This is a genomic window from Acidovorax sp. GW460-11-11-14-LB4, from assembly GCF_059423685.1.
The window spans coordinates 1-21983 of the sequence record NZ_JBWKYJ010000035.1 but is presented as its reverse complement, the minus strand read 5'-3'; the positions used below and the strand labels follow the sequence as shown (position 1 = coordinate 21983).

The following is a 21983-nucleotide window of genomic DNA, read 5'->3' as shown; positions in this document are numbered from 1 at the left end:
CCATGAAGCTGCGCGTCATCCACGAAACGGTGTACCACTACAGCCCGGCGGTGCAAAACGCCCAGCACATGGCCCATCTGCGCCCGCGCACCGGTGTGGTGCAGCGCGTGCTGACCCACAGCCTGCAGGTGGACCCCGCCCCAACACAGTGCAACCTGGTGCAGGACGTGTTTGGCAACACCCGCGCGTTCTTCAGCCTGCCGTTCACCCACGAGCAACTGCGGGTGCGCGCCGAAAGCCTGCTGGAGACCCTGCCCGTGCCTGCCGCACCGCCTGGCGAGCCCTGGGAGGCCGTGCGCGAGCGACTGGGTTATCGGCGCGGCCAGCCCTACCACGCGGCCACTGAGTTCAGCTTTGCCTCGCCCTACATTCCCCGGCATGCCGACTTTGTGGCCTATGCCGCCGAGAGCTTTGCACCCGGCCGCCCGCTGATGCAGGCCGCCCGCCACCTGATGTCGCGCATCCATGCCGACTTTGCCTACACATCCAACGCCACCGACGCGGGCACGCCCGCGCTCGAATCGCTGCGGCTGCGCCGGGGCGTGTGCCAGGACTTTGCCCACGTGATGATCGGCTGCCTGCGCAGCCTGGGCCTGGCGGCGCGGTATGTGAGCGGCTACCTGCTGACCGAGCCCCCGCCCGGGCAACCCCGGCTGGTGGGGGCCGATGCATCGCACGCCTGGGTATCGGTGTGGTCACCGGCAGCCGACGAAAGTGATGGCGCATCAGACGACAACACCTGGTTTGACCTGGACCCCACCAACGACCGCGCGGCGGGCGAGGACTATGTGACCCTGGCCATCGGCCGCGATTTTTCGGATGTGTCGCCGCTGCGCGGCGTGATCCATGGCGGCGACCACCATGTGCTGCAGGTGGGCGTGACGGTGGAGCCGGTGCCCGCCGCTACGGCCGCTATGGCCGCTGCGCCAGACGCGCCAGATACACCCCTCACACCGCCGCAGGCACCAGGAAGTCCCGGCTGATCCGCGCGCCCAGGTCGTTCACCCGCTCCAGGAACTGGGTGAGGTAGGCGTGCAGTCCATGGGTGAGGATTTCATCGATGCGTGCGAACTTGAGGTGTGCCAGCAGCCGCCCCGCGTGCCGCTGGGTCTCGGCCGACTGGCCGCTGCCCAGCATGTCGAGGTTGCCTAGCACCTCTTTCATGCAAGCGTGCAGTGAGCGGGGCATGTCGGCCCGCAGGATCAGCAGCTCGGCCACACGTTCGGGCGTGATCACGTCGCGGTACACCTTGCGGTAGGTCTCGAAGCCCGACACGCTGAGCAAGATGGCGCTCCAGTGGTAGAAGTCGTAGTCTTGGTCCTGCGCCGTGGCCGCGCCCATGAAGTCGCTCTGCACCGCGTGAAACTTCACATCCAGCAGCCGCGCCGTGTTGTCGGCCCGCTCCAGAAAGGTGCCCAGGCGCATGAAATGCAGCGCCTCGTCCTGCAGCAGGGTGCCCACCGTCACACCCCGCGAGAGGTGCGAGCGGAACTTCACCCATTCGAAGAATCGCGCCGGGTCCTGCTCCAGTGCACCGCTGGCGATCAGGCGGTTCACTTCGAGCCAGGTCTGGTTCTGGATCTCCCAGGCCTCGGTGTTGAGCGCACCGCGCACGGCCCGCGCGTTCTCGCGCGCAGCCTGCAGGCAGGCCACGATGGACGACGGGTTAGACGGGTCCTTGACCATGAAGTCGAGCACCTTGGCGGGCGTCACCTCGCCATGCTGGGCGATGTAGGCAGGCAGCAGCTCGCTGATGGACAGCAAGCCCTGCCAGCCCAGGGTGGCCACCTCGGTCGATTGGGGTAGCAACGCACTCTGGTAGTTGACGTCGAGCATGCGTGCGGTGTTCTCTGCCCTTTCGGTGTACCGGGCCATCCAGAACAAATGATCGGCGGTGCGGCTCAGCATGTGATCTCCTTCTTGGACGAGGGCAGAGAACCCCGAGCGTGTTGCACACGCTTGCGGTATTTTTTCGAAAGCCCCGCTGCGCAGGGCTTTTCTGCCCGTTCGGTGTAACGGGCCATCCAGAACAAATGATCGGCGGTACGGCTCAGCATGGTCATTCCCTCCCTTGGCGTTGTGTTTGCATTGGTGATGACGGTATGTGTGCTGCAGCGGGCTGATCGCCCAGCACCCAGGTGTCCTTGGTGCCCCCGCCCTGCGACGAATTGACCACCAGCGACCCCTCCTTGAGCGCCACGCGCGTGAGGCCGCCCGCCACCATCTGCACCTTCTGGCCGCTGAGCACAAAGGGCCGCAGGTCGATGTGGCGGGGCGCAATGCCGCTGTCCACATAAGTGGGGCAGCTGGAGAGGCTCAGCGTGGGCTGGGCGATGTAGCCGTCGGGCTTGGCGATGACTGCGGCGCGGAAGGCCTCGATCTCGGCCCGGGTGGCCGCGGGGCCAATCAGCATGCCGTAGCCGCCCGCGCCATGCACCTCCTTCACCACCAGTTCATGCAGGTGGTCCAGCACGTACCGCAGGTCGTCCGGCTTGCGGCACATCCAGGTGGGCACGTTCTGCAGGATGGGCTCCTCACCGAGGTAGAAGCGGATCATGTCCGGCACATAGGGGTAGATGGACTTGTCGTCCGCCACGCCTGTGCCCACGGCGTTGCAGATGGCGACATTGCCGGCCCGGTAGGCGGACATGAGCCCCGCACAACCCAGGGTGGAGGTGGGGCGGAAGACATCGGGATCGAGGAAGTCGTCATCCACCCGGCGGTAAATCACGTCCACCCGCTGCAGCCCGCGCGTGGTGCGCATGTACACAAACTGGTCCTTGACCACGAGGTCTTGCCCCTCGACCAGCTCCACGCCCATCTGCTGCGCGAGGAAGGCGTGCTCGAAATAGGCGCTGTTGTACATGCCGGGGGTCAGCACCACCACGGTCGGGTCGGCCGCGCCGGCCGGGGCGCTGGCGCGCAGGGTGTCCAGCAGCAAGTCCGGGTAATGCGCCACCGGTGCCACCTGGTGCTGAGCGAACAGTTCGGGGAACAGCCGCATCATCATCTTGCGGTCTTCGAGCATGTAGCTCACGCCGCTGGGCACGCGCAGGTTGTCTTCCAGCACGTAGTACACGCCCTCGCCTGCCGCATCCGGTGCCCGCACGATGTCGATGCCGCTGATGTGGGAGTAGATATCGAGCGGCACATGAACGCCGACCATCTCCGGCCGGAACTGGGCGTTGCGCAGGATCTGCTCGGCAGGCACGATGCCTGCGCGCAGGATGTCCTGGCCGTGGTACACGTCGTGAATGAAGCGATTGAGCGCCGTGACCCGCTGCACCAGGCCCCGCTGCATGTGCGCCCATTCCTGCTGCGGAATGATGCGGGGGATCAGGTCGAAGGGGATGAGCCGCTCGGTGCCCGCGCCGTCCTCGTCCTTGGCGCCGTAGACGGCGAAGGTGATGCCCACGCGCCGGAAGATGACCTCGGCCTCCGCGCGCCGCGCCTGCATGGATTCGGCACTCTGGCGCGCCAGCCACTGGGCAAACCGCGCATAGTGGGGCCGTACATCACTGCCCGCCCAGCCTGCCGCACCGCCCAGACCGGCCAGGGGCAGCCGGGTAACCATCTCGTCGAACTTCTGCATGAGAGCCAATCTCCTGCAAGCCCTCAAGCAAGTTCCAGGCCGTTTTCATGCCCGGCCGACAGCCACCGTCAATATTTCGGCCGAATCGCTCTCTAGCGCCGGTCTTTATTGGCTGTTTTGCTATTCTTTTTGATACCTTGATTCGCAGCCGGCGAGGGTGGCGGCATGGGTGCCATGGTGGCCACAGGGGCAGGACGCGCGGCCGCTGCACGCACCATGTCGTGCACAAAGCGCAGCTTGGCCAGCACCTCACCCGCCAGCGCGAACGGGTAGGCATCAGGTTGACCCAGGCTGCGCGTAAGGCTGTTGAGCAGCAGCGTCAGCGGCACCAAGTGTTGCACCATGGACTGAAAGTCGGGCGCCGGGCTGGCAAAGGGATCGATGGCGCTGCTGCGCTGCGCGCCATAGATACCGGGAATGGTGACCTCGGTGGCATAGCTGGCCGAGGTTTCCAGCAGGTCGATCATGTGCAGGTAATGGGCCCAGGTTTCAGCCCAGTCTTCCCAGGGGTGGGCTGCGGCATAGGCACTCACATGGTGGTTGGCCCAGTCACTGCCCTCGTTGCCCTTGGCGTAGTGCGCCTCCAGCGCCGCTGCGTAGTCCCGGCGCTCGTCACCAAACATCTGTCTGAAGTCGTCCAGCCGCCCGCCGTCGCGCACCAGCTGGTCCCAATAGAAGTGGCCGGACTCATGGCGCAGGTGACCGATCAGAGTGCGGTAGGGCTCACCCAGCGCGATGCGGCGGCGCGCGCGTTCGTCGTCGTCCGCCTCAGCCACGTTGAGCGTGATGGTCCCACTGTGGTGGCCCGTCAGCACGGGCGGTCCGCCCGGCACCTCGGCCAAAAACTCGAACACTGGACCGGTACGCCCGGGCGCCGGCTCCAGGCCCAGACGGGCCAGGCTGTAGAACAGCCGCCGCTTGGCCGCTTCGATCTGCATCCAGCGCCCCATGTTGGCGGGCTCGGACAGGTCGGGCATCACCCGGGTCTGGCGGCACGAAACACACAGCTCCGCAAAGTCGTTGGCGGGTATCGCGAAGTTGCAGGCTTGGTGGTCCGTGTGGTTGCGGCACATGCGGTAAAGGCGCCCGCTGTAGTGGGCACTGCCCTGCCCCCCTTGGCGGCGCCACAGGTCGGCACCGTCCTGCGGTGCAGGGGCCAGGGCAGCCATGGTCAGCACATCGGGCAAGAAGGCCAGCGCACTGCCGCAATGCAGGCACTGCACGCTATCGAAAAACACCAGATGACCGCAATGGTCGCAATTGAATACCCGCATGGTGTGGAGCTTATACCCCGTGGACCGGAGCAGTGAGGAGGAACAACGCACGGACCCCCTTTTGCAGCGCCAGGATGGGTCCATGAAAAAAGCAGGCCCCGGGACATGCCCGGAGCCTGCTTCAGGATCGAAGCCACTGCGCCAGGGGCGTGGGGCCTCGGGTGCAGGGCGTCAGCCCTACCGGTCAGGGCCGCACAACGATGCTGTTGCGCACTTCGCGCACATGCTTGGTGTTGCGCGCAATGTTTTCGGCCTGGTTCTTTTCAGCCTGCGACTTGGCAAAGCCCGACAGCTGCACCGTGCCATTGAGCGTTTCCACGCTGATGGAGGTGGCAGACACGTTCTTGTCTTCGGCCATCTTGGCCTTCACGGCGGTGGTGATGCCGGCGTCATCCACATAGGAGCCAACTGTTTGCTGTTCGCGAGCCACCGAGCAACCGGTGGCTGTGACGATGGTGATACCGGCAACTGCGGCAAAAGCGAGGGCACGTGCGTATTTCATGGTGTTTTCCTTGTTCAAGAATGGTTGGGAACGCGGGTGCTGGGACATGTTCAGTCCACCGGTCTGTTGCACCCTCCGCGACCGGCGGACTGTGGGAAAAAGGACAGCGCTGGCGCATAGCCAGGCGCTGCGGGCGAGGCACCAGCGTGCAAACACCGGTGTGCTAGCCCTCAGTATGCATTGCGCCGGCGGGACATCCACATCGCCACGGTGGCCAGCAAAGCCCCCGATGCAGCGGCAATGACCAGCGACTTGCCGGGCTGCTCGGCCACATACTTGCCGGTGACTTCGGCTGCCTGCTGGATCTGACGGCGTGCACGCGCGCTGGTCTCGGCGCAGTAGTCGATGCTGCGAGCAGCCAGGTCCTGTGCACGGGCTGCCAGGTCATCAATCGCCGGGTCGGTCTGGCGGCGCAGGGCGCGCACGCTTTCTTCGGCCTTGTCCAGCGAATGGTCGGCGGCAGCCCGGGTGGTCTGCACTGCGTCCTGCGCGCTTTGCAGCACGTCATCGGCCAGGTTGCGAACACCGTGGGTCACTTTGTCGGTAGCGGTCTGAAGGCTCATGGGGAAACTCCTTGGGGTATGGGGTACGGGGATGCGGGAGGGGGTGAAGGGCAGCAGTCCAGGCGTTGCGGCCTGACTCACCCCTTTTTCAGGAGCCCCAGCACGAAGGTGACCACAGCCATGATCACGAACACAAAGAACAGAATCTTCGCAATGCCCACGGCACCGGCAGCAATACCGCCAAAACCGAAGAGGGCTGCAATCAGCGCGATCACCAGAAAAACAACTGCGTAGTGCAACATTTCCATCTCCTTATGGGTGGCCGGCTTGCCGGCAGATCGGGTGGCGCCAAAACCTCAACGCCTGGGACCAACTGTAGGTATCTACTTGTGCCCTGGATGCCGGTGCGCGGCGCGCGCCCATGTCGGCGGCGCAGTGGGCGTCGTGTAGGACGGCGCGCACTGGCCGGACCGGGCGCACGGTAGCGCGCACAAGCGGCTGCAGCGCAGGCACGCCACGACGGGACGCTGGCTCCGGGCATGGCGCGCCCATAGCCCGCGGGTGTCGCACGTGGGCCTGCATGCGCTGCGCCACGCAATGCAGGGAATGAGGGAGACGCAGAAAGAAGGCGGCGTATGCCTCAGGCGTCGTGCGCAGCGGCGTTGCGGCGCGGCTCCGACGAGGTGCGCGGCAGCGGCAGCACGGCCGACAACAAGGTGCCATTGCCAGGCCGCGAAGTGAGCGTGAGACGCCCGCCCGCTGCCTCGACCCGGTGGCGCATGCCAGCCAAGCCGTGCGAGGTGGGGCGCACGGTGCCAGGGTCGAAACCCACACCATCGTCGCGCACCTGCACCGCCACATGCGTGGGGTAGCCGTGCACCGACACCAGCACCTTGCTGGCTTTGGCGTACTTGCCGATGTTGGTCAGCGCCTCTTGCACCATGCGATACACCGTGAGCTGCGCTGCGTCGGGCAGTTGAACGGCCTCCAGACTGGTCTCAACCTCAATGCCTGCGCGCTCGGCGTATTCGCGTGTCAGTATCTCCAGCGCGGCGGTGAGCCCCAGGTTCGACAGCGACGACGGTCGCAGGTCTTCGATGATGCGACGCTTGAGCGCAATGCCGCTGTTGAGCGTTTCGGTGAGGTGCTTGAGGCGCTCGGCAATGTCGGGCGCAGTGGCATCGATCTTGGATTTGAGGCGCGCCACATCCAGCTTGGCAGCCGTCAGCAGCGCGCCCAGCTCGTCGTGCAGTTCCCGCGCCAGATGGCCCCGTTCTTCTTCGCGCACCTCCTGCAAGTGGTTGGCCAACTCGGACAGCGTGGCCGTGCGGTCGCGCACCAGCCCTTCCAGGCGGTCGCGCTCACGCTCCAGCACCTCTTGCTCGCGCAGGTTGACGGTCTGAACCGCCTGCGTCTGGCGCAGGTACATGTAGAACGCCAGCAGGCCAATGGCAGTGACCGTGGCAATGCCAATGCGCGACAGCATCAGCGACTGCTCGATCTGCTCGCGCCCCTGTTGCAGGCGCTGGTCGCTGCGGGCAATCAGCTCTTGCGCGTGCTGGCGGATCGCCTCCATGTGCTCCTTGCCCACATCCGTGTTCAGAATAAACTTCCATGCGTCTTCGTTGCCCTGGCGGCGCAGGCGCAGGCTGAGCTCCATCTCAGCCAGCTTGCGCGAGATCTGCCGCGACAGCAACGCGAACTCCTGCATGTCCTCGGGCGATGTCATGAACTGGTTGCGCAGGCGATCCAGGTTGGTCTGCACGGTCGCTACGGCCTTGTCATACGGTTCCAGGTAGGTCTCGTTGCCCGTGAGCAGATAACCCCGCTGGCCGGTTTCCGCATCCAGCATGCTTTGCAGCAGCTTGTTCACATCGGCCCGCGTGGTCAGCCCCTGGGCCAGTTGTTCCACCGCGTCCTGCGAACGCATGTGCCCCGTTTCATTGATGCCCACCAGCACCATGGCCGCCAACAGCGCCATGGGCAGGCTCAAGGCCATCTGTCGGACTTTTGGTAACCAACGCCGGGTGTTTTCTTGGAGATTCATACGCTTATTCTGGATAATGACCCGTTACCTGCCAGGAGCACCAGCCATGCAACGACATGCCGAGCGCCTGGACTTCAATACACACCGGCAGCACCTTTGCTGCCGCCTCGAAAGAAGCATCAATGATCAAGATTGGCATTGTGGATGACCACGCGATTGTTCGTTCCGGGCTGCGGCAGTTCTTGTCCGAGCACGTGGACTTGCGGGTGGAAGGCGAGGCGGCCAATGGCCGCGAGGCCATCGACCTGGTGCGCAACAAGGAAATCGATGTGCTGCTGATGGACCTGTCGATGCCTGGCCAAAGCGGGCTGGACGCGCTGGCCATGCTGCGCGCCAAGGCGCCCGACATGGGCATTCTGATCCTGAGTGGCTACCCTGAAGAACACTACGCGATCAACCTGATCCGCCAGGGTGCCAGTGGTTACCTGAACAAGGAGTGCGAACCGTCGGAGATCGTGGAGGCCATTCGTACCATTGCTCTGGGCCGCCGCTACCTGACGCCTGCCGTGGCCGAACTGCTCGCACAGCAACTCAACCGCAAGGACGATGCGCCACCGCACGAGCAGCTGTCTGAGCGAGAGTTCCAGGTGTTCCTGAAGCTGGCCAAGGGAGAGACGGCGGGCGATATCGCCAAGTCGTTGTCGCTGAGCGTGAAAACGGTGAGCACCTATCGCACCCGCCTGATGGAAAAGATGAGCCTCTCGTCCAACAGCGACCTGACCTACTACGCACTCAAAAATCGCCTGATCGACTGACATCCAGGATCTGGCCAGAGCCCGGCGCTGCCGGGCGTAGGCAAGTCTTGCTTTTGCGCTGAAAAAGAAGGAAAAAGAAGCACCCCGACTGCCGCATGCACCCACGCACGCGGCGGCGGGTTGTGTCACTGGGATGCGCCCGATGAGGCGGCAGACACACCGCCGCCGCTACCGGCCTCCAGCCCGTGGGCCGGGCTGCTGTGCTGTACGCAGTAGTCCACCAACGCGTCGATCTCGTTGGATTTGTCAAACACGGCATCCACACCCAGCTGCGCACAGCGCATGCGCACATCCGGCGTGGCGTAATTGCTGAGCACCACCATTTTTTGGCCAGGCCGCCGCGTGCGGCAGGCAGCCAGCACACCCAATCCGCTGCCCTGGCGCAAGAACAGATCCACGATGGCCAAGTCCCATTCCTCAGGGTGCGAGGACAACCAGTTCGTACCGTCGTCTTCGGTTTCTGCCACGCCCACCGCTTCCACAGACGCCAACTCCTCCAGAGTTCCGATCAGGTTCTCGCGGATGGTCGCGTTGTCTTCAACAATGTAGGTGCGCAGTTTCACGGGCGGGTCCATGTGTACGGACAGTGCGGGTCACGCTGTCCTAGCCTTGAATTTAAGGCTTCCATGCGCCGGATTCTGCCAGCCACAACACGCTGGCCATGTAGGAAAAATCCTACCGTGCAACACACACCTTGCAATGGGCGTGGCGCTGAACGCGCATGGTGCTCCACTCCATAGCCCGGCCATCGAGCATCAGCAGCCGACCCGCCAGCGACTGCCCCACACCCGCTATGAGCTTGAGCGCCTCGGCTGCCTGCATCGCACCCACCACACCCACCAGCGGAGCAAATACACCCATCGTGGAGCAGCGGACTTCTTCAAACTCCGCATCCGGCGGGAAGATGCAGGCATAACAAGGCGACTGCGCATCGCGCGGGTCCACCACCGTGATCTGCCCATCGAACTGGATCACAGCCCCCGCCACCAAGGGTTTGTTATGACGCACACACGCGGCATTGACCGCCTGGCGGGTCGCATAGTTGTCGCTGCAGTCGAGTACCACGGTGGCATCGCGCACCAGACTGTCGAGAGCCGCCGCATCCACCCGGGCCTGCAGTGCGGTGACCTGCACCTCGGGGTTGATGTCGGCCATGGCCTGCGCCGCCGACTGGACCTTGGGACTGCCCACGCGCGGGGTGGTGTGCGCAATCTGGCGCTGCAGGTTGGTCAGGTCCACCACATCGTCATCGACGAGTGTGATGTGGCCCACACCGGCGGACGCCAAGTACAGCGCAGCGGGCGACCCCAACCCGCCAGCGCCGATGACGAGAGCATGGGCTTCCAACACCCGCTCCTGTCCCTCGATGCCCACCTCGTCGAGCAGGATGTGGCGGGAATAGCGCAGGAGCTGGTCATCGGTCATGGGAAGGCTGGCCTGCAGCGGCCAAAAAATCAACGGTGAAACAGGCGGACATGAAAAAGGCTGGATTCCTCGCGAAATCCAGCCCGGGGTCAGAGCGCGAAAGGCTCAATTCTCTTTCTTTTCTTCCTTGCGCTCTGTCAGCGTCTTGCTGACCAGCACAGGGCGACCCTTGAGCTGGTTGAGGGCCTGCACCAGCTGGAAGTCCTTGTCCGAACCGAATTCGGGCACCTTGCGGTCGGCCGCAGGCTTCTTGGCTTCTTCTTCCATGCGCTTGCGGGCTTCCTCACGGGCCTTTTCACGGGCTTCGTCCTTCTTCTCTTCACCCTGGCCGCTGTTCAAATGCTTGTCCAGATCTGCCTCGCGCATGCGCAAGGCGGCAAAGATGTTGCCCTCTTCCGACTCGTCAATCATCACGTCGGGCACGATGCCCTTGGCCTGGATCGACTTGCCACTCGGCGTGTAATAGCGGGCGGTGGTCAGCTTGATGCCCGTGTCAGGCCCCAGCGGACGCACGGTCTGCACCGAGCCCTTGCCGAAGGTCTGGCTGCCCATGATGGTGGCGCGCTTGTGGTCCTGCAGCGCACCAGCCACGATCTCGCTGGCGGAGGCAGAGCCTTCGTTGACCAGCACCACCAGCGGCACCGCCTTGAGGGACGCGGGAAGGCGTTTGAGCGGATCACCGCCGCCGCGGCGCTGGTAGTAGTCGGGGGCAGCCTTGTAGGTGGCCTTGCTGTCGGCCAGCTGGCCATTGGTGGTGACCACCGTCACGTTCTCGGGCAGGAAAGCCGCAGAAATTGCCACGGCTGCATCCAGCAGGCCGCCGGGGTCGTTGCGCAGGTCCAGCACCAGGCCCTTGAGGTTGGGCTCCTGCTTGTAGACCTCTTCCACCTTGCGCACAAAGTCATCCACCGTGCGCTCCTGGAATTGCGACAGGCGGATCCAGGCGTAACCGGGCTCGATCACCTTGCCCTTGACGGACTGGGTCTTGATCTCTTCGCGCGTGATGGTGACAGGGAACGTGCGGTTCTCGTCCTTGCGGAAGATGGTGAGGGTGACCTTGGTACTGGGCTCGCCGCGCATGCGCTTGACGGCGTCATTCAGCGCCAGGCCCTTGACGGCGGTTTCGTCAATTTTGGTGATCAGGTCGTTGGTCTTGAGGCCGGCGCGGAAGGCCGGCGAGCCTTCGATGGGCGACACGATCTTGATCAGGCCGTCTTCCTGCGTGATCTCGATGCCCACGCCCACGAAGCGGCCGGAAGTGCCCTCGCGGAATTCCTTGAAGGACTTCTTGTCGAAGTACTGCGAGTGCGGATCCAGGCTGGAGACCATGCCGGAGATGGCGTCGGTGATGAGCTTCTTGTCATCGACCGGCTCGACGTAATCGGTCTTGACCAGGCCGAACACGGCGGACAACTGCTGGATTTCTTCGAGAGGCAACGGCGTCATGGCGCCACGCGCCACCGTTTGCAGTGACACCGTGGTGAGCGCACCCGCCACCACGCCTACCGATACCCATCCTGCAATCTTGAGTTTGTGGCCCATACAACACCTTTTACCGCTTCGAAACCAATATACACCTTGGAAGGGCCAAACCCGCCGCAGTTCCGCATGGATGCTCACTTTGGCGGGGATAAGCGGGGTTTTCCCCGCTCTTTACCTGCGATTTACGCTTTGCCCTGCGATGCCACGGCGGCTGCGGCCTTGGCCGCCGCTTCGGCATCGCCCAGATAGTAGTGACGGATGGGCTTGAGGTCGGCGTCGAGCTCGTATACCAGTGGAATCCCGTTGGGAATGTTCAGACCCACGATGTCGGTCTCGGAGATGTTGTCCAGGTACTTCACCAGCGCGCGGATGGAGTTGCCATGCGCAGCCACCACCACCCGCTTGCCCGAGCGGATGGCGGGCGCCATGGCCTCGTTCCAGAACGGCAGCACGCGGGCCACGGTGTCTTTCAGGCACTCGGTCAGGGGCACATTCTCGGCAGCCACCCCAGCGTAGCGGCGGTCACCACGCTCGCTGCGGGGGTCGGTGGCTTCCAGCGCTGGCGGGGGCGTGTCATAGCTGCGGCGCCATACCAGCACCTGCTCGTCACCATACTGCTTGGCCATGTCGGCCTTGTTCAGGCCCTGCAGGGCGCCGTAGTGGCGCTCGTTCAGGCGCCAGTCCTTGGCCACGGGCAGCCAGGTGCAGTCCATTTCGTCCAGCGCGTACCAGAGGGTGTGAATGGCGCGCTTGAGCACGCTGGTGAACGCCAGATCGAACTCGTAGCCCTCGGCCTTGAGCAGCTTGCCGGCCGACATGGCCTGGGAGACACCGGTGGGCGTGAGGTCCACATCGGTCCAGCCGGTAAAGCGGTTTTCAAGGTTCCAGGTGGATTCGCCGTGGCGGATCAGAACGAGCTTGTACATGGTTTCCCCAGGAAAGGCAGGTCAAAAAAATGCGGGCCAAAACCCAGCATTCTAGAATTACGCTGTTCGCCAACCCAAGGAAGCTTCGTGAAATTCATTATTGATAACTGGTATCTGTTCCTCGTTGCACTGGCTTCGGGCAGCATGTTGCTGTGGCCGGTCCTCAAGAACGCCAGTGGCGGTTCGCTGACGCCAGCACGCGCCGTGCAGCTCATCAACCGCGAAAAAGCGGTGGTCATCGACGTGTGCGAAGCCGAGGAATTCGCCACCGGCCACGTGACTGGCGCCAAGAACGTGCCCGTGTCCCAGCTCGAAGAGCGCCTGCCCACCGTGGTCAAGAACAAGGCCCTGCCCGTGGTGCTGGTGTGCGCCAGCGGCGCACGCGCCAACCGCGCCGTCGCCATTGCCAAAAAACTGGGCTACGACAACGCCCAGGCACTCGCTGGTGGCATGAAGGCCTGGCGCGAAGCCAGCCTGCCTGTGGAAAAAGCCTGATCCGCCCCCAGTTATTCGGTCAGCGCTAGTCTTGCGACTGGTTTTTCAGTCCCACAGGAAGAAAGAGGAAGGTTCGCCATGCAACCCGTGAAGATGTACACCACCGCCGTCTGCCCCTATTGCATCCGGGCCAAGCAGATCCTCAAGTCCAAGGGCGTGGAGCAGATCGAGGAGATCCGCATCGACACCGACCCCGCCGCGCGCAGCCACATGATGGAAATCACCGGCCGCCGCACGGTGCCGCAGATCTACATCGGCGACACCCATGTGGGTGGCCACGACGATCTGGTGGCGCTGGACAGCCGTGGCGAGCTGATGCCCTTGCTCGGCGCCTGACCCCCTGTCTGGGCGCTGCATAATGCAGCCCCATGTGCCCGCTGCGGGAGCTGCTCCCCGGCGGGTTTTGTTTTGCTAGCAATTTCGTAAGAGCAAAGAGACTTCACCATGGCCGACCAAGAAAACCCCGTGTTCCAGATCCAGCGCGTCTACCTCAAGGACATGTCGCTGGAGCAGCCCAACTCCCCCGCCATCCTGCTCGAACAAGAGCAACCCAGCGTGGACATCCAGCTGGGCGTGGAAGCCACCCCCGTGGCCGAAGGCATCTTTGAAGTGGCTGTGACCGCCACCGTGCAGACCAAGATCAAGGACAAGACTGTGTTCCTGGTCGAAGCCAAGCAAGCCGGCATTTTCGAAATCCGCAACGTGCCCGAAGACCAGATGGGCCCCATCATGGGCATCGCCTGCCCCCAGATCGTGTACCCCTATCTGCGCGGCAATGTGGCCGACGTGATCAACCGCGCTGGCTTCCCGCCCGTGCACTTGGCCGAAATCAACTTCCAGGCCATGTACGAGCAGCAGCAAGCCCAGGCCGCAGGCCAGGCCTCGCCCATCATCACGCAGTAAGCATTTACAGGCATTTTTGCCTGTAGTGCTGGATGAATAAGCGCATACAGCTATGAAAATCATAGTATTGGGCGCTGGGGCCTGGGGGACAGCGGTGGCCATGAGTGCCGCCCAGCACCCCGCAGGCCGTGCCGTCACCTTGTGGGCGCGCGATGCCGCCCAGGCGGCCCAGATGCAGACGCAGCGGCAGAACGCGCGTTACCTGCCGGGCATCACCCTCCCCCCCTCCCTCACGCTGGCCCATGGCGACTTTGCTGCGCTGTGGACCGGGGCCGACCTCGTCATCGTTGCCACGCCCATGGCGGCTTTGCGCGGCATGCTGCAGGCCTTGCATGGCTGCGCTGCCCCTGTGGCCTGGCTGTGCAAGGGCTTTGAGGCTGCAACCGCTGGCAATTCCAGGTCTTTTGGGCTGCTGGCGCATGAAGTACAAGCCCTGGTAGCTCCTGAACTGATAGCAGGCGTATTTAGCGGCCCCAGCTTTGCCCAAGAAGTGGCGCTGGGCCAGCCCACCGCCCTGGTGGCTGCCAGCCCCCATGCGCAGGTGCGCGATGCGCTGGTCAACGCCTTTCACAGCCCGAGCGTGCGCGTGTATGCCAACGAAGACATCGTGGGCGTGGAAGTGGGCGGCGCGGTGAAGAACGTGCTGGCCATTGCCACCGGCCTGTGCGACGGGCTTGCGCTGGGTCTCAACGCCCGCGCCGCACTCATCACGCGCGGCCTGGCTGAGATGACGCGGCTGGGCCTGGCGCTGGGCGCGCGGCCCGACACCTTCATGGGCCTGTCCGGCCTGGGCGACCTAGTGCTGACCGCCACCGGCGACCTGTCGCGCAACCGGCGCGTGGGCATGCTGCTGGCCGAGGGCAAAACCCTGCCGCAGGCCGTCGAGTCGCTGGGCCATGTGGCCGAGGGCGTTTACAGCGCCCGCACCGTGGCGCAGCGGGCGGCCCAGCTGGGGGTGGACATGCCCATCACCCGCGCGGTGGTGGCGCTGCTGGATGGCCAGCTCACGCCGGCCGATGCGGTCGTCACGCTGATGGGGCGCGGGCCCGCGTCCGAGCTGATATGACCCCAATAGTGATGCCCAAAACAAAAGGCCCCTGCGGAATTCCACAGGGGCCTTTTGTTTGGTGGCGCTGATGCAATGCGCTCCGCGGGTGGATTCAAAACACCCCAAACAGCATCAGCAGCAGCACAACCGACAGCGGGACGCCAAGTAGCCAGGCAATGAGAGGCATGGGGATCTCCTTGAAAGGTGAGAAGTTCAGGTGGTTTCACTGTATTTCTCACCCCGGCTGGTGCTTGTCCGGCTTTGCACCCCAAACCCGTAGGCCCTCACCTACCCGCACCTCTTGCCGGCTCGGCCCGCGGCGCCCCTGAGCAGCGCTGCGGCCTGGCTTACAGCCCCAACTCCAGCGCCAGCAGCTCGTCCACCGTCTGGCGGCGGCGGATCAGGCGGGCCTGGCCGCCATCCACGAGCACCTCGGCAATCAAAGGCCGCGTGTTGTAGTTGGAGGACATGCTGGCGCCGTACGCCCCGGTGTCGTGGATCACCAGCAGATCACCCACCTGCGCGGCGGGCAGGTCGCGCGGCAGCACCACGCCGCCGTCGCCCTGGGTGAACACGTCGCCCGACTCGCACAGCGGGCCCGCCACCACCGTGGGCTGCTCGGCTGCGGTGGAACCATCACGGCGCAGCACGCTCATGGCGTGGTAGCTGCCGTACATGGACGGGCGCATGAGTTCGTTGAAGCCGGTATCAACCAGCACAAAGTGGTTGTTGCCCGCGTTCTTGGTGGCGCGCACCTGGCCCAGCAGCACGCCCGATTCGGCAACCAGGAAGCGGCCGGGCTCGATCTCCAGGCCGAGCTTGTGGCCCACGATGGCCTCGGCCTGCTGGCGCGCGGCGTCCCACAGGCCGTGGTAATGCTGCGTGTCGACCACGGGGTCGCCGCTGCGGTAGGGGATGGACAGACCACCACCGGCCGAGATGGCGTGCAGGTCATGCCCCGCCGCATGCGCCGTGCGCACCAGGTTGACCATGGCGCCACACACTTCCTGCAGGTGGCTGTAATCCACACCCGAGCCGATGTGCATGTGCAGGCCCACCAGCTTCAGGCCGTGCTGCTGGATCGCATCCAGCGCCGCAGGCAGGTCGGTGTGCCAGATGCCGTGTTTGCTGTGCTCGCCACCCGTGTTCGTCTTGTTGCTGTGGCCGTGGCCAAAGCCGGGGTTGATGCGCAGCCACACCGCATGGCCGGGCGAACGCGCGCCCAGCTGGTGCAGCATGTCGATGGAGCCTGCGTTCACGGGCACGCCGTGCTCCACCACGCAGTCCAACGTGGCGGCGTCGAACAGGTCGGCGGTGAAGACGATCTCCGAAGGCTCGCCACCCGCCACATAGCCCGCCGCCAGCGCACGCAGGATCTCGCCGCGCGAAACGGCATCCACCTTCACGCCCTGCTCGCGCATGAGCTTCAGGATATGGATGTTGGAGCAGGCCTTTTGCGCAAAACGGATGGTCTCGAAATTGGACACCTGCGCAATGCGCTGGCGTATGGTGGCCGCGTCATACACCCACAGCGGGGTGCCAAACTGGTCAGCCAGGGCCCAGAGCTGGGCGGGGGAGAAAGGGTTGGACATGGGAGGCTCCAAAGACAGAAGGCGTGAACGATGCGCGGATGATGCCGCCATCCATGTATTCAGTCGAATGCTTTGATTTACGCCATCCATTCAATATGGATATGCTCTGCATATGACTGGCATGACCGAGCCCCCCCTGGCCCACCGCATCACCCACCGCCACATCGAGGTCTTCCGCGCCGTGATGACCGCAGGCAGCGCCACCGGTGCCGCCGACTTGCTGCACAGCTCGCAACCCACGGTGAGCCGCGAGCTGGCGCGGCTCGAATCGCTGCTGGGCTATGCCCTGTTCGAGCGCGTGCAGGGCCGACTGCGCCCCAACGCCCGGGCGCTGGCGCTGTGGGACGAGGTACAGCGCTCGTGGCAGGGGCTGGAGCGTGTGGTGGACCGGGCCGTGGCGCTGGGCCGGTCGGGGGCCGTGCAGTTGTCGGTGCTGTGCCTGCCCGCGCTGGCCCATGCGCTGCTGCCGGGCGCGGCGGCACGGCTGATGCGGTCGCACTCCGAGGCACACTCCACAACGCGCTTATCTGTCACGCCACAGGAATCGCCCCTGCTCGAAGAATGGATGAGTGCCCAGCGCTTTGACCTGGGCCTGTGCGAGCAGACCACCGCCCCGCCCGGCACGCGAGCGGAGGTGCTGCTGACCCTGGACGAGGTGGCCGTGCTGCCCGCCCACCACGCTTTGGCACGCCAGCCGGTGCTGCAACTCGGCGACTTTGCCGGTGAATTTTTTGTGAGCCTCTCGGCCGACGACCCCTACCGCCGCCTGATCGACGCCCGGTTTGCCGAGGCGGGCGTAAAGCGCACGCTGCGCGTGGAAACCCACAGTGCCGCCGCGGTGTGCGCCATGGTCGAGCAGGGTCTGGGCATCGCCATCGTCAACCCGGTCACCGCCCTGGCCGCCGCCAGCGAGCGGCTGGTGCTGCGGCGGCTGGCGTTTTCCATCCCGTTCAGCGTGACGGCGCTGCTGCCGCTGTACCGCCCGCCCCTGCCCGAGGTGGTGCCCATGCTGGAGGCCCTGCGCGCGCAGGCCCAGGCCATTGCAACGCAGCTGCCGCCCGCCATGGACTGATGCTACAGAATCTACAAACTATAATTTTGATAGCAGCAAAGGCATATTGCACTAGCGCTATCGGCACAAAAGAGCCACAACCGAGGCTCTGGGTGCGTTTCGGACGTGTCCTCAGCTCCCCGGCGCCGCCAGGCTGCGCACCTTGACCGCCAGCCGCTCTTCGACGGAGGGCGACACGAACTTGGTCACCTCGCCACCCAGCACCGCAATCTCGCGCACAAAGGTGCTGCTGATGAACTGGTACTTGTCGCTGGGGGTCAGGAACACGGTCTCCACCTGCGGCATCAGGCTGCGGTTCATGCCCGCCAGCTGGAACTCGTAGTCAAAATCGGTCACGGCGCGCAGGCCACGCACCATGGCCTTGCCGCCGCGCGACACCACAAAGTCGCGCAGCAGGCCCGAGAAGGGCTCGACCTGCACCTGGGGATACATCTTCACGGCCTCGCGCACCATCTCGATGCGCTCTTCCAGCGAGAACAGGGTCTTCTTGTGGTGGCCCGCCGCCACGGCCACGATCACACGTTCAAACAACTGGGTGGCCCTGCGCACCACGTCTTCATGGCCCAGCGTGATGGGGTCAAAGGTTCCGGGGTACACGGCGAGCACGTTCTGGGCCATGGCTGGTTGTCTCCTGTCTGGCGATTGACGTTGGCCCCGGCCCCCGGGGCGCTCCCCGCAGGGCCCGCCGGGCCGCGTGCGCGCATTATGCAGTGCAGTGCAACATGAACCGGCGTTGGCTCATTCTGTGGTGGCTGCCACAGGGCGCAGCAAGTGCGCATGCACGGCGCCAGCCTTCAGATGCCGGTACACGGCCAGGCCGCTGCCGGCCAGCTCCTCGTCCGTCCAGGCGCGGGGCGCTTCGAGGTAGATAAAGCCCTGGGCGGCCACGGCCTTGGCAGCGGCCTGCAAAGCAGGTGCAAACAGCTCGCCGTCAAACGGCGGGTCCAGCAGCACCAGGTCCACACTGGCGGGCGCGGCCTGCTTGAGGGCGGCCACGCCGTCGCCGCGCTGCACACGCACGGCGCTGGCTTGCAGCTTGGCCTGCAGCACCTGCAGCTGGGCCACCAGTGCAGCATCGCTTTCCACCAGTTGTACCGACGCGGCGCCGCGCGAAGCGGCTTCGAGCCCCAGCGCACCGGTGCCCGCAAAAGCGTCCAGGCAGCGCCAGCCGCTCAGGTCCTGGCCCAGCCAGTTGAAGAGCGTTTCGCGCACCCGGTCGGGCGTGGGGCGCAAGCCGGGGCGCTGCGCCACGGGCAGGCGGGTGCGCTTCCATTGCCCACCGATGATGCGGATTTCGCCCGCGCCCTTGGGGGCGGCAGCCGCCGCAGCTTTGTCCTTGGCGTTTTTCTTGATGGTCTTGGGGTCCACAGGGGCCACAGCGGCTGCGGCCTGGGCCTTGCGGATTTCGGCGGTGATGGCGCTGCCGCGCAGGGTCGATCGGCTCATGGCTGCTTGCCTCCCACCACCACGGTCACCATGCGGCCGGGTTGCAGCTTTTGGGCCATGACAGTGCGCACATCGGCAACCGTCAGGGCCTCGACCTTTTTGGCCCACTGGTCCAGGTAGTCCAGGGGCAGGTCGTTCCAGGCGATGTTGGCCACGTTGCCCAGCAGCTTCTTGTTGCTGTCGATGCGCAATGCAAAGCCGCCGATGAGATTGGCCTTGGCGGCGCGCAGCTCGGCCTCGGTGGGGCCTTCGGCCACAAAGCGGGCGATCACGTCGCGCGAGACCTGCACTGCCTGGGCGGCCTGGTCGGGGCGCGTCTGCAAGCCCACGGTGAAGGCCCCGGCGTGCAGGCCGGGGGCGAAGTAGCTGTAGACGCTGTAGGAGAGGCCGCGCTTTTCGCGCACCTCGTGGGTCAGTCGCGAGACAAAGCCACCGCCGCCCAGGATGTGGTTGCCCACAAGCAGCGCGAGGAAGTCCGGGTCGCGGCGCTGAAAGCCCGGCTGGCCGATCAGCACGTGGGCCTGGGCCGAGGCAAACGGAATGGCCTTCTCGGCAGGTGCCGTCAGCGCCGCCACTTCGCCCACGGGCGGCAGCGGTGCGCAGCCCGCACTGGCAGGCAGGCGCGACAGCAGCGTAGCCACCAGCGTCTGCGCCTGGGCGCGCGATACGGCGCCCACGATGCTGACCTTGGCGCGGCAGGCGGCCACGTACTGCGCGTGAAAGGCCTGCATGTCGGCCACGCCGATGCGCGCCAGCGTCTCTTCGGTGGTACGCACGCCATAGGGGTGGCTGCCATACACCGCAGCGGCGAACGCATGGTTGGCCACGGTGGCGGGGCGCGTGTTGGCTTCTTTCAGGCTGGCGCTCCAGCGGGCGCGGTCGCGTTGCCAGACGTCGTCAGTCGTCGTGGGCTCGGCAATCTGGCGGGCTGCCAGCCGTGCAGCGCGCTCCAGCAGCGGCGGGTCGGTCAGCGAGCGCAGCACGTAGTGCAGCGTGTCGTTGTCGGCATTGGCTTCAAAGCTGGCGCCCAGATCGGCCCAGGCCTCACCCAGGCCGTTTTCGTCCAGCGCGGGCTCGGCGCTGGCGTCGCGCCCGGCCTTCACGCCCTTGCTGGCCATGGCGGCGACGGCGTTGGCCAGGCCGGACTGGCCCGCCGGGTCGCGGCGCGTGCCAGCGTCAAAGTCGATTTGCACGTCCACCATGGGGATGACCGGGCTTTCGACCAGATAGACCTTGGCGCCGCCCGGCTCCGTCCAGTGCTGAATGGGCAGCAGCGCCCAGGCCGAATTGGAGGAAAAAAGGGCGATAGCGCTAGTGCATAAAGCACGGACAGCTATGTTTTTGATAGTAATCATGGGCAGTTTCCGCAGGGCGGGTTCAGCGGATGGCAGCGCCTGGGGGCAGCTGGGGACGGGCGCGGGGGGCGTCCAGGGGCTGGGGCAGCAGCGTTGCCACGGTGAGCTGGTCGTCGCCAAAATACCTGGCAGCCACGGCCTGCACCTGCGCCGGGGTCACGGTGCGCAGCAGGGCCAGCAGGCGCTCGTTGGCGTCCAGCGGAAAGCCCTGCACCCAGTTGCCCCCCAGTTCCTGCGCCTGGCTCATCACCGAGTCGCGCTCGTACACCGTGGAGGCGATCCATTGCGTCTTCACGCGGTTCAGCTCGGCCTCGCTCACCCCATCCTTGGCCACACGGGTCACCTCGGCGCGCAGCGCGTCTTCGACCTGTTGGGCGGTCTTGCCCGCAGCGGGCACGCCGCTGAGCATGAACAGGCTGGGTCCGCGCCCGGTGACCATGGCGGAGCTGCTGGCGCTGTCGGCCACGCGGTTGGGCCCCTGGGTCAGTGCGCGGTCCAGCCGGGCACCGTCATAGCCATTGAAAACGGCCGACAGCACCATCAGCGCGAGGGCGTCGCGGTCTTCGTCGGTGAGGTTGTCCACGCGGTCCAGGCTGGGCGCGCGGAAGGCCAGGGCCACATAGGCCTGCTCTGCCGGGGCCTTGACGGCAATGCGGCGCAGGCCCTTTTGCTCGGGCTCGGTGCGCGGTTTGCGCGCGGGCAGCGCGTGCACGGGCAGGCTGCCGTAATACTTTTCGGCCAGCGCACGCACCTGGGCCACATCCACATCGCCCGCCACCACCACGGCGGCGTTGGTGGGGGTGTACCACTGGCGGTGGAAGGCGCGCACGTCATCAGGCGTCATCGCGTCCAGGTCGCTCATCCAGCCCACGATGGGGCGGCGGTAGGGCGACGCATTGAAGGTGGCGGCAAACAATTGTTCGGCCAGCACGGCCCGGGGCTGGTCTTCGGTGCGCAGGCGGCGCTCCTCCTTGACGACCTCGATCTCTTTCTTGAACTCCTCGTCGGGCCAGTGGTTGTTGGCAAACCGGTCCGATTCGAGCTTCATCACGTCCTCCAGCCGGTTGGACGGGATCTGCTGGTAGTAACCGGTGTAGTCGCGGCTGGTGAATGCGTTCTCCCGCCCGCCCAGCGCCGCCACGCGGCGCGAGAACTCACCCGGCGGCAGGGACTTGGTGCCCTTGAACATCATGTGCTCCAGCGCATGGGCCACGCCCGAGGTGCCGTCCACCTCGTCCATCGAGCCCACACGCACCCAGACCATGTGCACCGCCGTCGGGGCGCGGCGGTCGGGCTGCACGATGAGCTGCATGCCGTTTTTGAGCGTGAACTGCTGCGCGCCAGAGGCCGTGGCGGACGGCGTGGTGGAGGGTTGAGACACCGGGGTGGTTGCCGCAAAGGCAGCCCCGGACGAGAGGCAGGCCAGCAGGCCCAGTAGGGTGAAAGCGCGTTTCATAGAATGGGGTGATTCTAAGAACCCGCCAATGTTCAGTTTTTTCAAGAAAAAGCCCGCTCCTTCGCCCGCCCCCACCGATGTGCCCGCCCCGGCCCAGCCGGTAGGCGCAC

The 21983-nt window shown here is 65.3% G+C and carries 23 protein-coding genes and 1 pseudogene; 7 read left to right on the top strand and 17 right to left on the bottom strand.

What is annotated here, in order from left to right; genetic code table 11:
* Positions 1-2: 2 nt before the first annotated feature.
* Complete coding sequence (locus AC07X4_RS13900) at positions 3-983, top strand: transglutaminase family protein (RefSeq protein WP_494740389.1); 981 nt, start codon at positions 3-5, stop codon at positions 981-983.
* Here the strand turns inward: AC07X4_RS13900 and AC07X4_RS13895 are convergent.
* From AC07X4_RS13895 to AC07X4_RS13860, 8 genes and pseudogenes are all read right to left on the bottom strand, one after another.
* Positions 949-1908, bottom strand: a complete 960-nt coding sequence (locus AC07X4_RS13895) for an alpha-E domain-containing protein (protein ID WP_494740388.1) — start codon at positions 1906-1908, stop codon at positions 949-951. The genes AC07X4_RS13900 and AC07X4_RS13895 overlap by 35 nt on opposite strands.
* An 89-nt stretch (positions 1909-1997) precedes the next feature.
* A pseudogene (locus AC07X4_RS13890) lies at positions 1998-2057 on the bottom strand (alpha-E domain-containing protein); the annotation flags it as partial.
* A gap of 2 nt (positions 2058-2059) precedes the next feature.
* The gene (locus AC07X4_RS13885) at positions 2060-3592 is read right to left on the bottom strand and encodes a circularly permuted type 2 ATP-grasp protein (protein WP_494740387.1); all 1533 of its coding nucleotides are present in this window, start codon (positions 3590-3592) and stop codon (positions 2060-2062) included.
* Positions 3593-3684: 92 nt separating this feature from the next.
* The gene (locus AC07X4_RS13880; protein WP_494740386.1) at positions 3685-4866 is read right to left on the bottom strand and encodes a zinc-binding metallopeptidase family protein; all 1182 of its coding nucleotides are present in this window, start codon (positions 4864-4866) and stop codon (positions 3685-3687) included.
* Between the two features lie 184 nt (positions 4867-5050).
* A complete protein-coding gene (locus tag AC07X4_RS13875; protein WP_056066545.1) occupies positions 5051-5368 on the bottom strand; it encodes a BON domain-containing protein in 318 nt (105 codons plus the stop codon).
* A gap of 170 nt (positions 5369-5538) precedes the next feature.
* Positions 5539-5931, bottom strand: coding sequence for a hypothetical protein (locus AC07X4_RS13870; RefSeq protein ID WP_494740385.1), 393 nt, complete (start codon positions 5929-5931; stop codon positions 5539-5541).
* Positions 5932-6008: 77 nt separating this feature from the next.
* On the bottom strand, positions 6009-6173 hold the full coding sequence (locus AC07X4_RS13865) for a DUF1328 domain-containing protein (protein WP_010463174.1): 165 nt from the start codon (positions 6171-6173) through the stop codon (positions 6009-6011).
* A gap of 338 nt (positions 6174-6511) precedes the next feature.
* Positions 6512-7918, bottom strand: a complete 1407-nt coding sequence (locus tag AC07X4_RS13860) for a sensor histidine kinase (protein ID WP_494740384.1) — start codon at positions 7916-7918, stop codon at positions 6512-6514.
* Between the two features lie 122 nt (positions 7919-8040).
* Here AC07X4_RS13860 and AC07X4_RS13855 point away from each other — a divergent pair, with 122 nt between their 5' ends.
* Complete coding sequence (locus AC07X4_RS13855) at positions 8041-8673, top strand: response regulator (protein WP_056065924.1); 633 nt, start codon at positions 8041-8043, stop codon at positions 8671-8673.
* Between the two features lie 125 nt (positions 8674-8798).
* On the opposite strand, the gene AC07X4_RS13850 is transcribed toward AC07X4_RS13855, so the two are convergent.
* The 4 genes from AC07X4_RS13850 to gpmA all read right to left on the bottom strand — a co-directional run bounded on the left by AC07X4_RS13850 (position 8799) and on the right by gpmA (position 12506).
* Positions 8799-9236 carry a response regulator gene (locus AC07X4_RS13850; protein WP_099732203.1) on the bottom strand — a complete coding sequence of 146 codons (438 nt, stop codon included), beginning with the start codon at positions 9234-9236 and terminating at the stop codon, positions 8799-8801.
* 112 nt (positions 9237-9348) lie between these two features.
* Complete coding sequence (locus AC07X4_RS13845) at positions 9349-10098, bottom strand: HesA/MoeB/ThiF family protein (protein WP_494740383.1); 750 nt, start codon at positions 10096-10098, stop codon at positions 9349-9351.
* Positions 10099-10203: 105 nt separating this feature from the next.
* On the bottom strand, positions 10204-11640 hold the full coding sequence (locus AC07X4_RS13840; RefSeq protein WP_056065928.1) for a S41 family peptidase: 1437 nt from the start codon (positions 11638-11640) through the stop codon (positions 10204-10206).
* A 122-nt stretch (positions 11641-11762) separates the two neighbouring features.
* Positions 11763-12506, bottom strand: coding sequence for a 2,3-diphosphoglycerate-dependent phosphoglycerate mutase (gene gpmA / locus AC07X4_RS13835; protein WP_494740382.1), 744 nt, complete (start codon positions 12504-12506; stop codon positions 11763-11765).
* Between the two features lie 87 nt (positions 12507-12593).
* Here gpmA and AC07X4_RS13830 point away from each other — a divergent pair, with 87 nt between their 5' ends.
* From AC07X4_RS13830 to AC07X4_RS13815, 4 genes are all read left to right on the top strand, one after another.
* Positions 12594-13001 carry a rhodanese-like domain-containing protein gene (locus AC07X4_RS13830; RefSeq protein ID WP_494740381.1) on the top strand — a complete coding sequence of 136 codons (408 nt, stop codon included), beginning with the start codon at positions 12594-12596 and terminating at the stop codon, positions 12999-13001.
* A 78-nt stretch (positions 13002-13079) separates the two neighbouring features.
* A complete protein-coding gene (grxC, locus tag AC07X4_RS13825; protein ID WP_015015481.1) occupies positions 13080-13337 on the top strand; it encodes a glutaredoxin 3 in 258 nt (85 codons plus the stop codon).
* Positions 13338-13445: 108 nt separating this feature from the next.
* Positions 13446-13904, top strand: coding sequence for a protein-export chaperone SecB (gene secB / locus AC07X4_RS13820; protein ID WP_056065935.1), 459 nt, complete (start codon positions 13446-13448; stop codon positions 13902-13904).
* A 52-nt stretch (positions 13905-13956) separates the two neighbouring features.
* A complete protein-coding gene (locus AC07X4_RS13815) occupies positions 13957-14970 on the top strand; it encodes an NAD(P)H-dependent glycerol-3-phosphate dehydrogenase (protein WP_494740380.1) in 1014 nt (337 codons plus the stop codon).
* Between the two features lie 329 nt (positions 14971-15299).
* Here the strand turns inward: AC07X4_RS13815 and lysA are convergent, their stop codons facing one another.
* Positions 15300-16544 carry a diaminopimelate decarboxylase gene (gene lysA / locus AC07X4_RS13810; protein WP_488844116.1) on the bottom strand — a complete coding sequence of 415 codons (1245 nt, stop codon included), beginning with the start codon at positions 16542-16544 and terminating at the stop codon, positions 15300-15302.
* A 121-nt stretch (positions 16545-16665) separates the two neighbouring features.
* Between lysA and AC07X4_RS13805 the strand changes: the two genes are divergently transcribed.
* On the top strand, positions 16666-17616 hold the full coding sequence (locus AC07X4_RS13805) for a LysR family transcriptional regulator (protein ID WP_494740379.1): 951 nt from the start codon (positions 16666-16668) through the stop codon (positions 17614-17616).
* A gap of 111 nt (positions 17617-17727) precedes the next feature.
* Here AC07X4_RS13805 and coaD read toward each other — a convergent pair whose 3' ends face one another.
* The 4 genes from coaD to AC07X4_RS13785 form a co-directional block, all read right to left on the bottom strand.
* On the bottom strand, positions 17728-18234 hold the full coding sequence (coaD, locus tag AC07X4_RS13800) for a pantetheine-phosphate adenylyltransferase (RefSeq protein ID WP_494740378.1): 507 nt from the start codon (positions 18232-18234) through the stop codon (positions 17728-17730).
* Positions 18235-18354: 120 nt separating this feature from the next.
* Positions 18355-19062, bottom strand: a complete 708-nt coding sequence (rsmD, locus tag AC07X4_RS13795; protein WP_494740377.1) for a 16S rRNA (guanine(966)-N(2))-methyltransferase RsmD — start codon at positions 19060-19062, stop codon at positions 18355-18357.
* Positions 19059-20417 carry a M16 family metallopeptidase gene (locus AC07X4_RS13790; RefSeq protein ID WP_494740376.1) on the bottom strand — a complete coding sequence of 453 codons (1359 nt, stop codon included), beginning with the start codon at positions 20415-20417 and terminating at the stop codon, positions 19059-19061. The genes rsmD and AC07X4_RS13790 overlap by 4 nt, the downstream gene beginning before the upstream one ends.
* Positions 20418-20439: 22 nt before the next feature.
* Complete coding sequence (locus tag AC07X4_RS13785; protein ID WP_056065955.1) at positions 20440-21873, bottom strand: M16 family metallopeptidase; 1434 nt, start codon at positions 21871-21873, stop codon at positions 20440-20442.
* Positions 21874-21983 lie beyond the last annotated feature (110 nt).

What these genes read in the sequence shown, in the direction of transcription:
- gpmA (WP_494740382.1), bottom strand. Translation starts at nt 12,506, where the DNA reads ATGTACAAGCTCGTTCTGATCCGCCACGGCGAATCCACCTGGAACCTT.
- AC07X4_RS13870 (WP_494740385.1), bottom strand. Translation starts at nt 5,931, where the DNA reads ATGAGCCTTCAGACCGCTACCGACAAAGTGACCCACGGTGTTCGCAAC.
- AC07X4_RS13875 (WP_056066545.1), bottom strand. Translation starts at nt 5,368, where the DNA reads ATGAAATACGCACGTGCCCTCGCTTTTGCCGCAGTTGCCGGTATCACC.
- AC07X4_RS13790 (WP_494740376.1), bottom strand. Translation starts at nt 20,417, where the DNA reads ATGATTACTATCAAAAACATAGCTGTCCGTGCTTTATGCACTAGCGCT.
- AC07X4_RS13815 (WP_494740380.1), top strand. Translation starts at nt 13,957, where the DNA reads ATGAAAATCATAGTATTGGGCGCTGGGGCCTGGGGGACAGCGGTGGCC.
- secB (WP_056065935.1), top strand. Translation starts at nt 13,446, where the DNA reads ATGGCCGACCAAGAAAACCCCGTGTTCCAGATCCAGCGCGTCTACCTC.
- AC07X4_RS13845 (WP_494740383.1), bottom strand. Translation starts at nt 10,098, where the DNA reads ATGACCGATGACCAGCTCCTGCGCTATTCCCGCCACATCCTGCTCGAC.
- coaD (WP_494740378.1), bottom strand. Translation starts at nt 18,234, where the DNA reads ATGGCCCAGAACGTGCTCGCCGTGTACCCCGGAACCTTTGACCCCATC.
- AC07X4_RS13865 (WP_010463174.1), bottom strand. Translation starts at nt 6,173, where the DNA reads ATGTTGCACTACGCAGTTGTTTTTCTGGTGATCGCGCTGATTGCAGCC.
- AC07X4_RS13860 (WP_494740384.1), bottom strand. Translation starts at nt 7,918, where the DNA reads ATGAATCTCCAAGAAAACACCCGGCGTTGGTTACCAAAAGTCCGACAG.
- AC07X4_RS13900 (WP_494740389.1), top strand. Translation starts at nt 3, where the DNA reads ATGAAGCTGCGCGTCATCCACGAAACGGTGTACCACTACAGCCCGGCG.
- AC07X4_RS13885 (WP_494740387.1), bottom strand. Translation starts at nt 3,592, where the DNA reads ATGCAGAAGTTCGACGAGATGGTTACCCGGCTGCCCCTGGCCGGTCTG.
- AC07X4_RS13785 (WP_056065955.1), bottom strand. Translation starts at nt 21,873, where the DNA reads ATGAAACGCGCTTTCACCCTACTGGGCCTGCTGGCCTGCCTCTCGTCC.
- AC07X4_RS13895 (WP_494740388.1), bottom strand. Translation starts at nt 1,908, where the DNA reads ATGCTGAGCCGCACCGCCGATCATTTGTTCTGGATGGCCCGGTACACC.
- AC07X4_RS13840 (WP_056065928.1), bottom strand. Translation starts at nt 11,640, where the DNA reads ATGGGCCACAAACTCAAGATTGCAGGATGGGTATCGGTAGGCGTGGTG.
- AC07X4_RS13855 (WP_056065924.1), top strand. Translation starts at nt 8,041, where the DNA reads ATGATCAAGATTGGCATTGTGGATGACCACGCGATTGTTCGTTCCGGG.
- AC07X4_RS13805 (WP_494740379.1), top strand. Translation starts at nt 16,666, where the DNA reads ATGACCGAGCCCCCCCTGGCCCACCGCATCACCCACCGCCACATCGAG.
- AC07X4_RS13880 (WP_494740386.1), bottom strand. Translation starts at nt 4,866, where the DNA reads ATGCGGGTATTCAATTGCGACCATTGCGGTCATCTGGTGTTTTTCGAT.
- lysA (WP_488844116.1), bottom strand. Translation starts at nt 16,544, where the DNA reads ATGTCCAACCCTTTCTCCCCCGCCCAGCTCTGGGCCCTGGCTGACCAG.
- rsmD (WP_494740377.1), bottom strand. Translation starts at nt 19,062, where the DNA reads ATGAGCCGATCGACCCTGCGCGGCAGCGCCATCACCGCCGAAATCCGC.
- grxC (WP_015015481.1), top strand. Translation starts at nt 13,080, where the DNA reads ATGCAACCCGTGAAGATGTACACCACCGCCGTCTGCCCCTATTGCATC.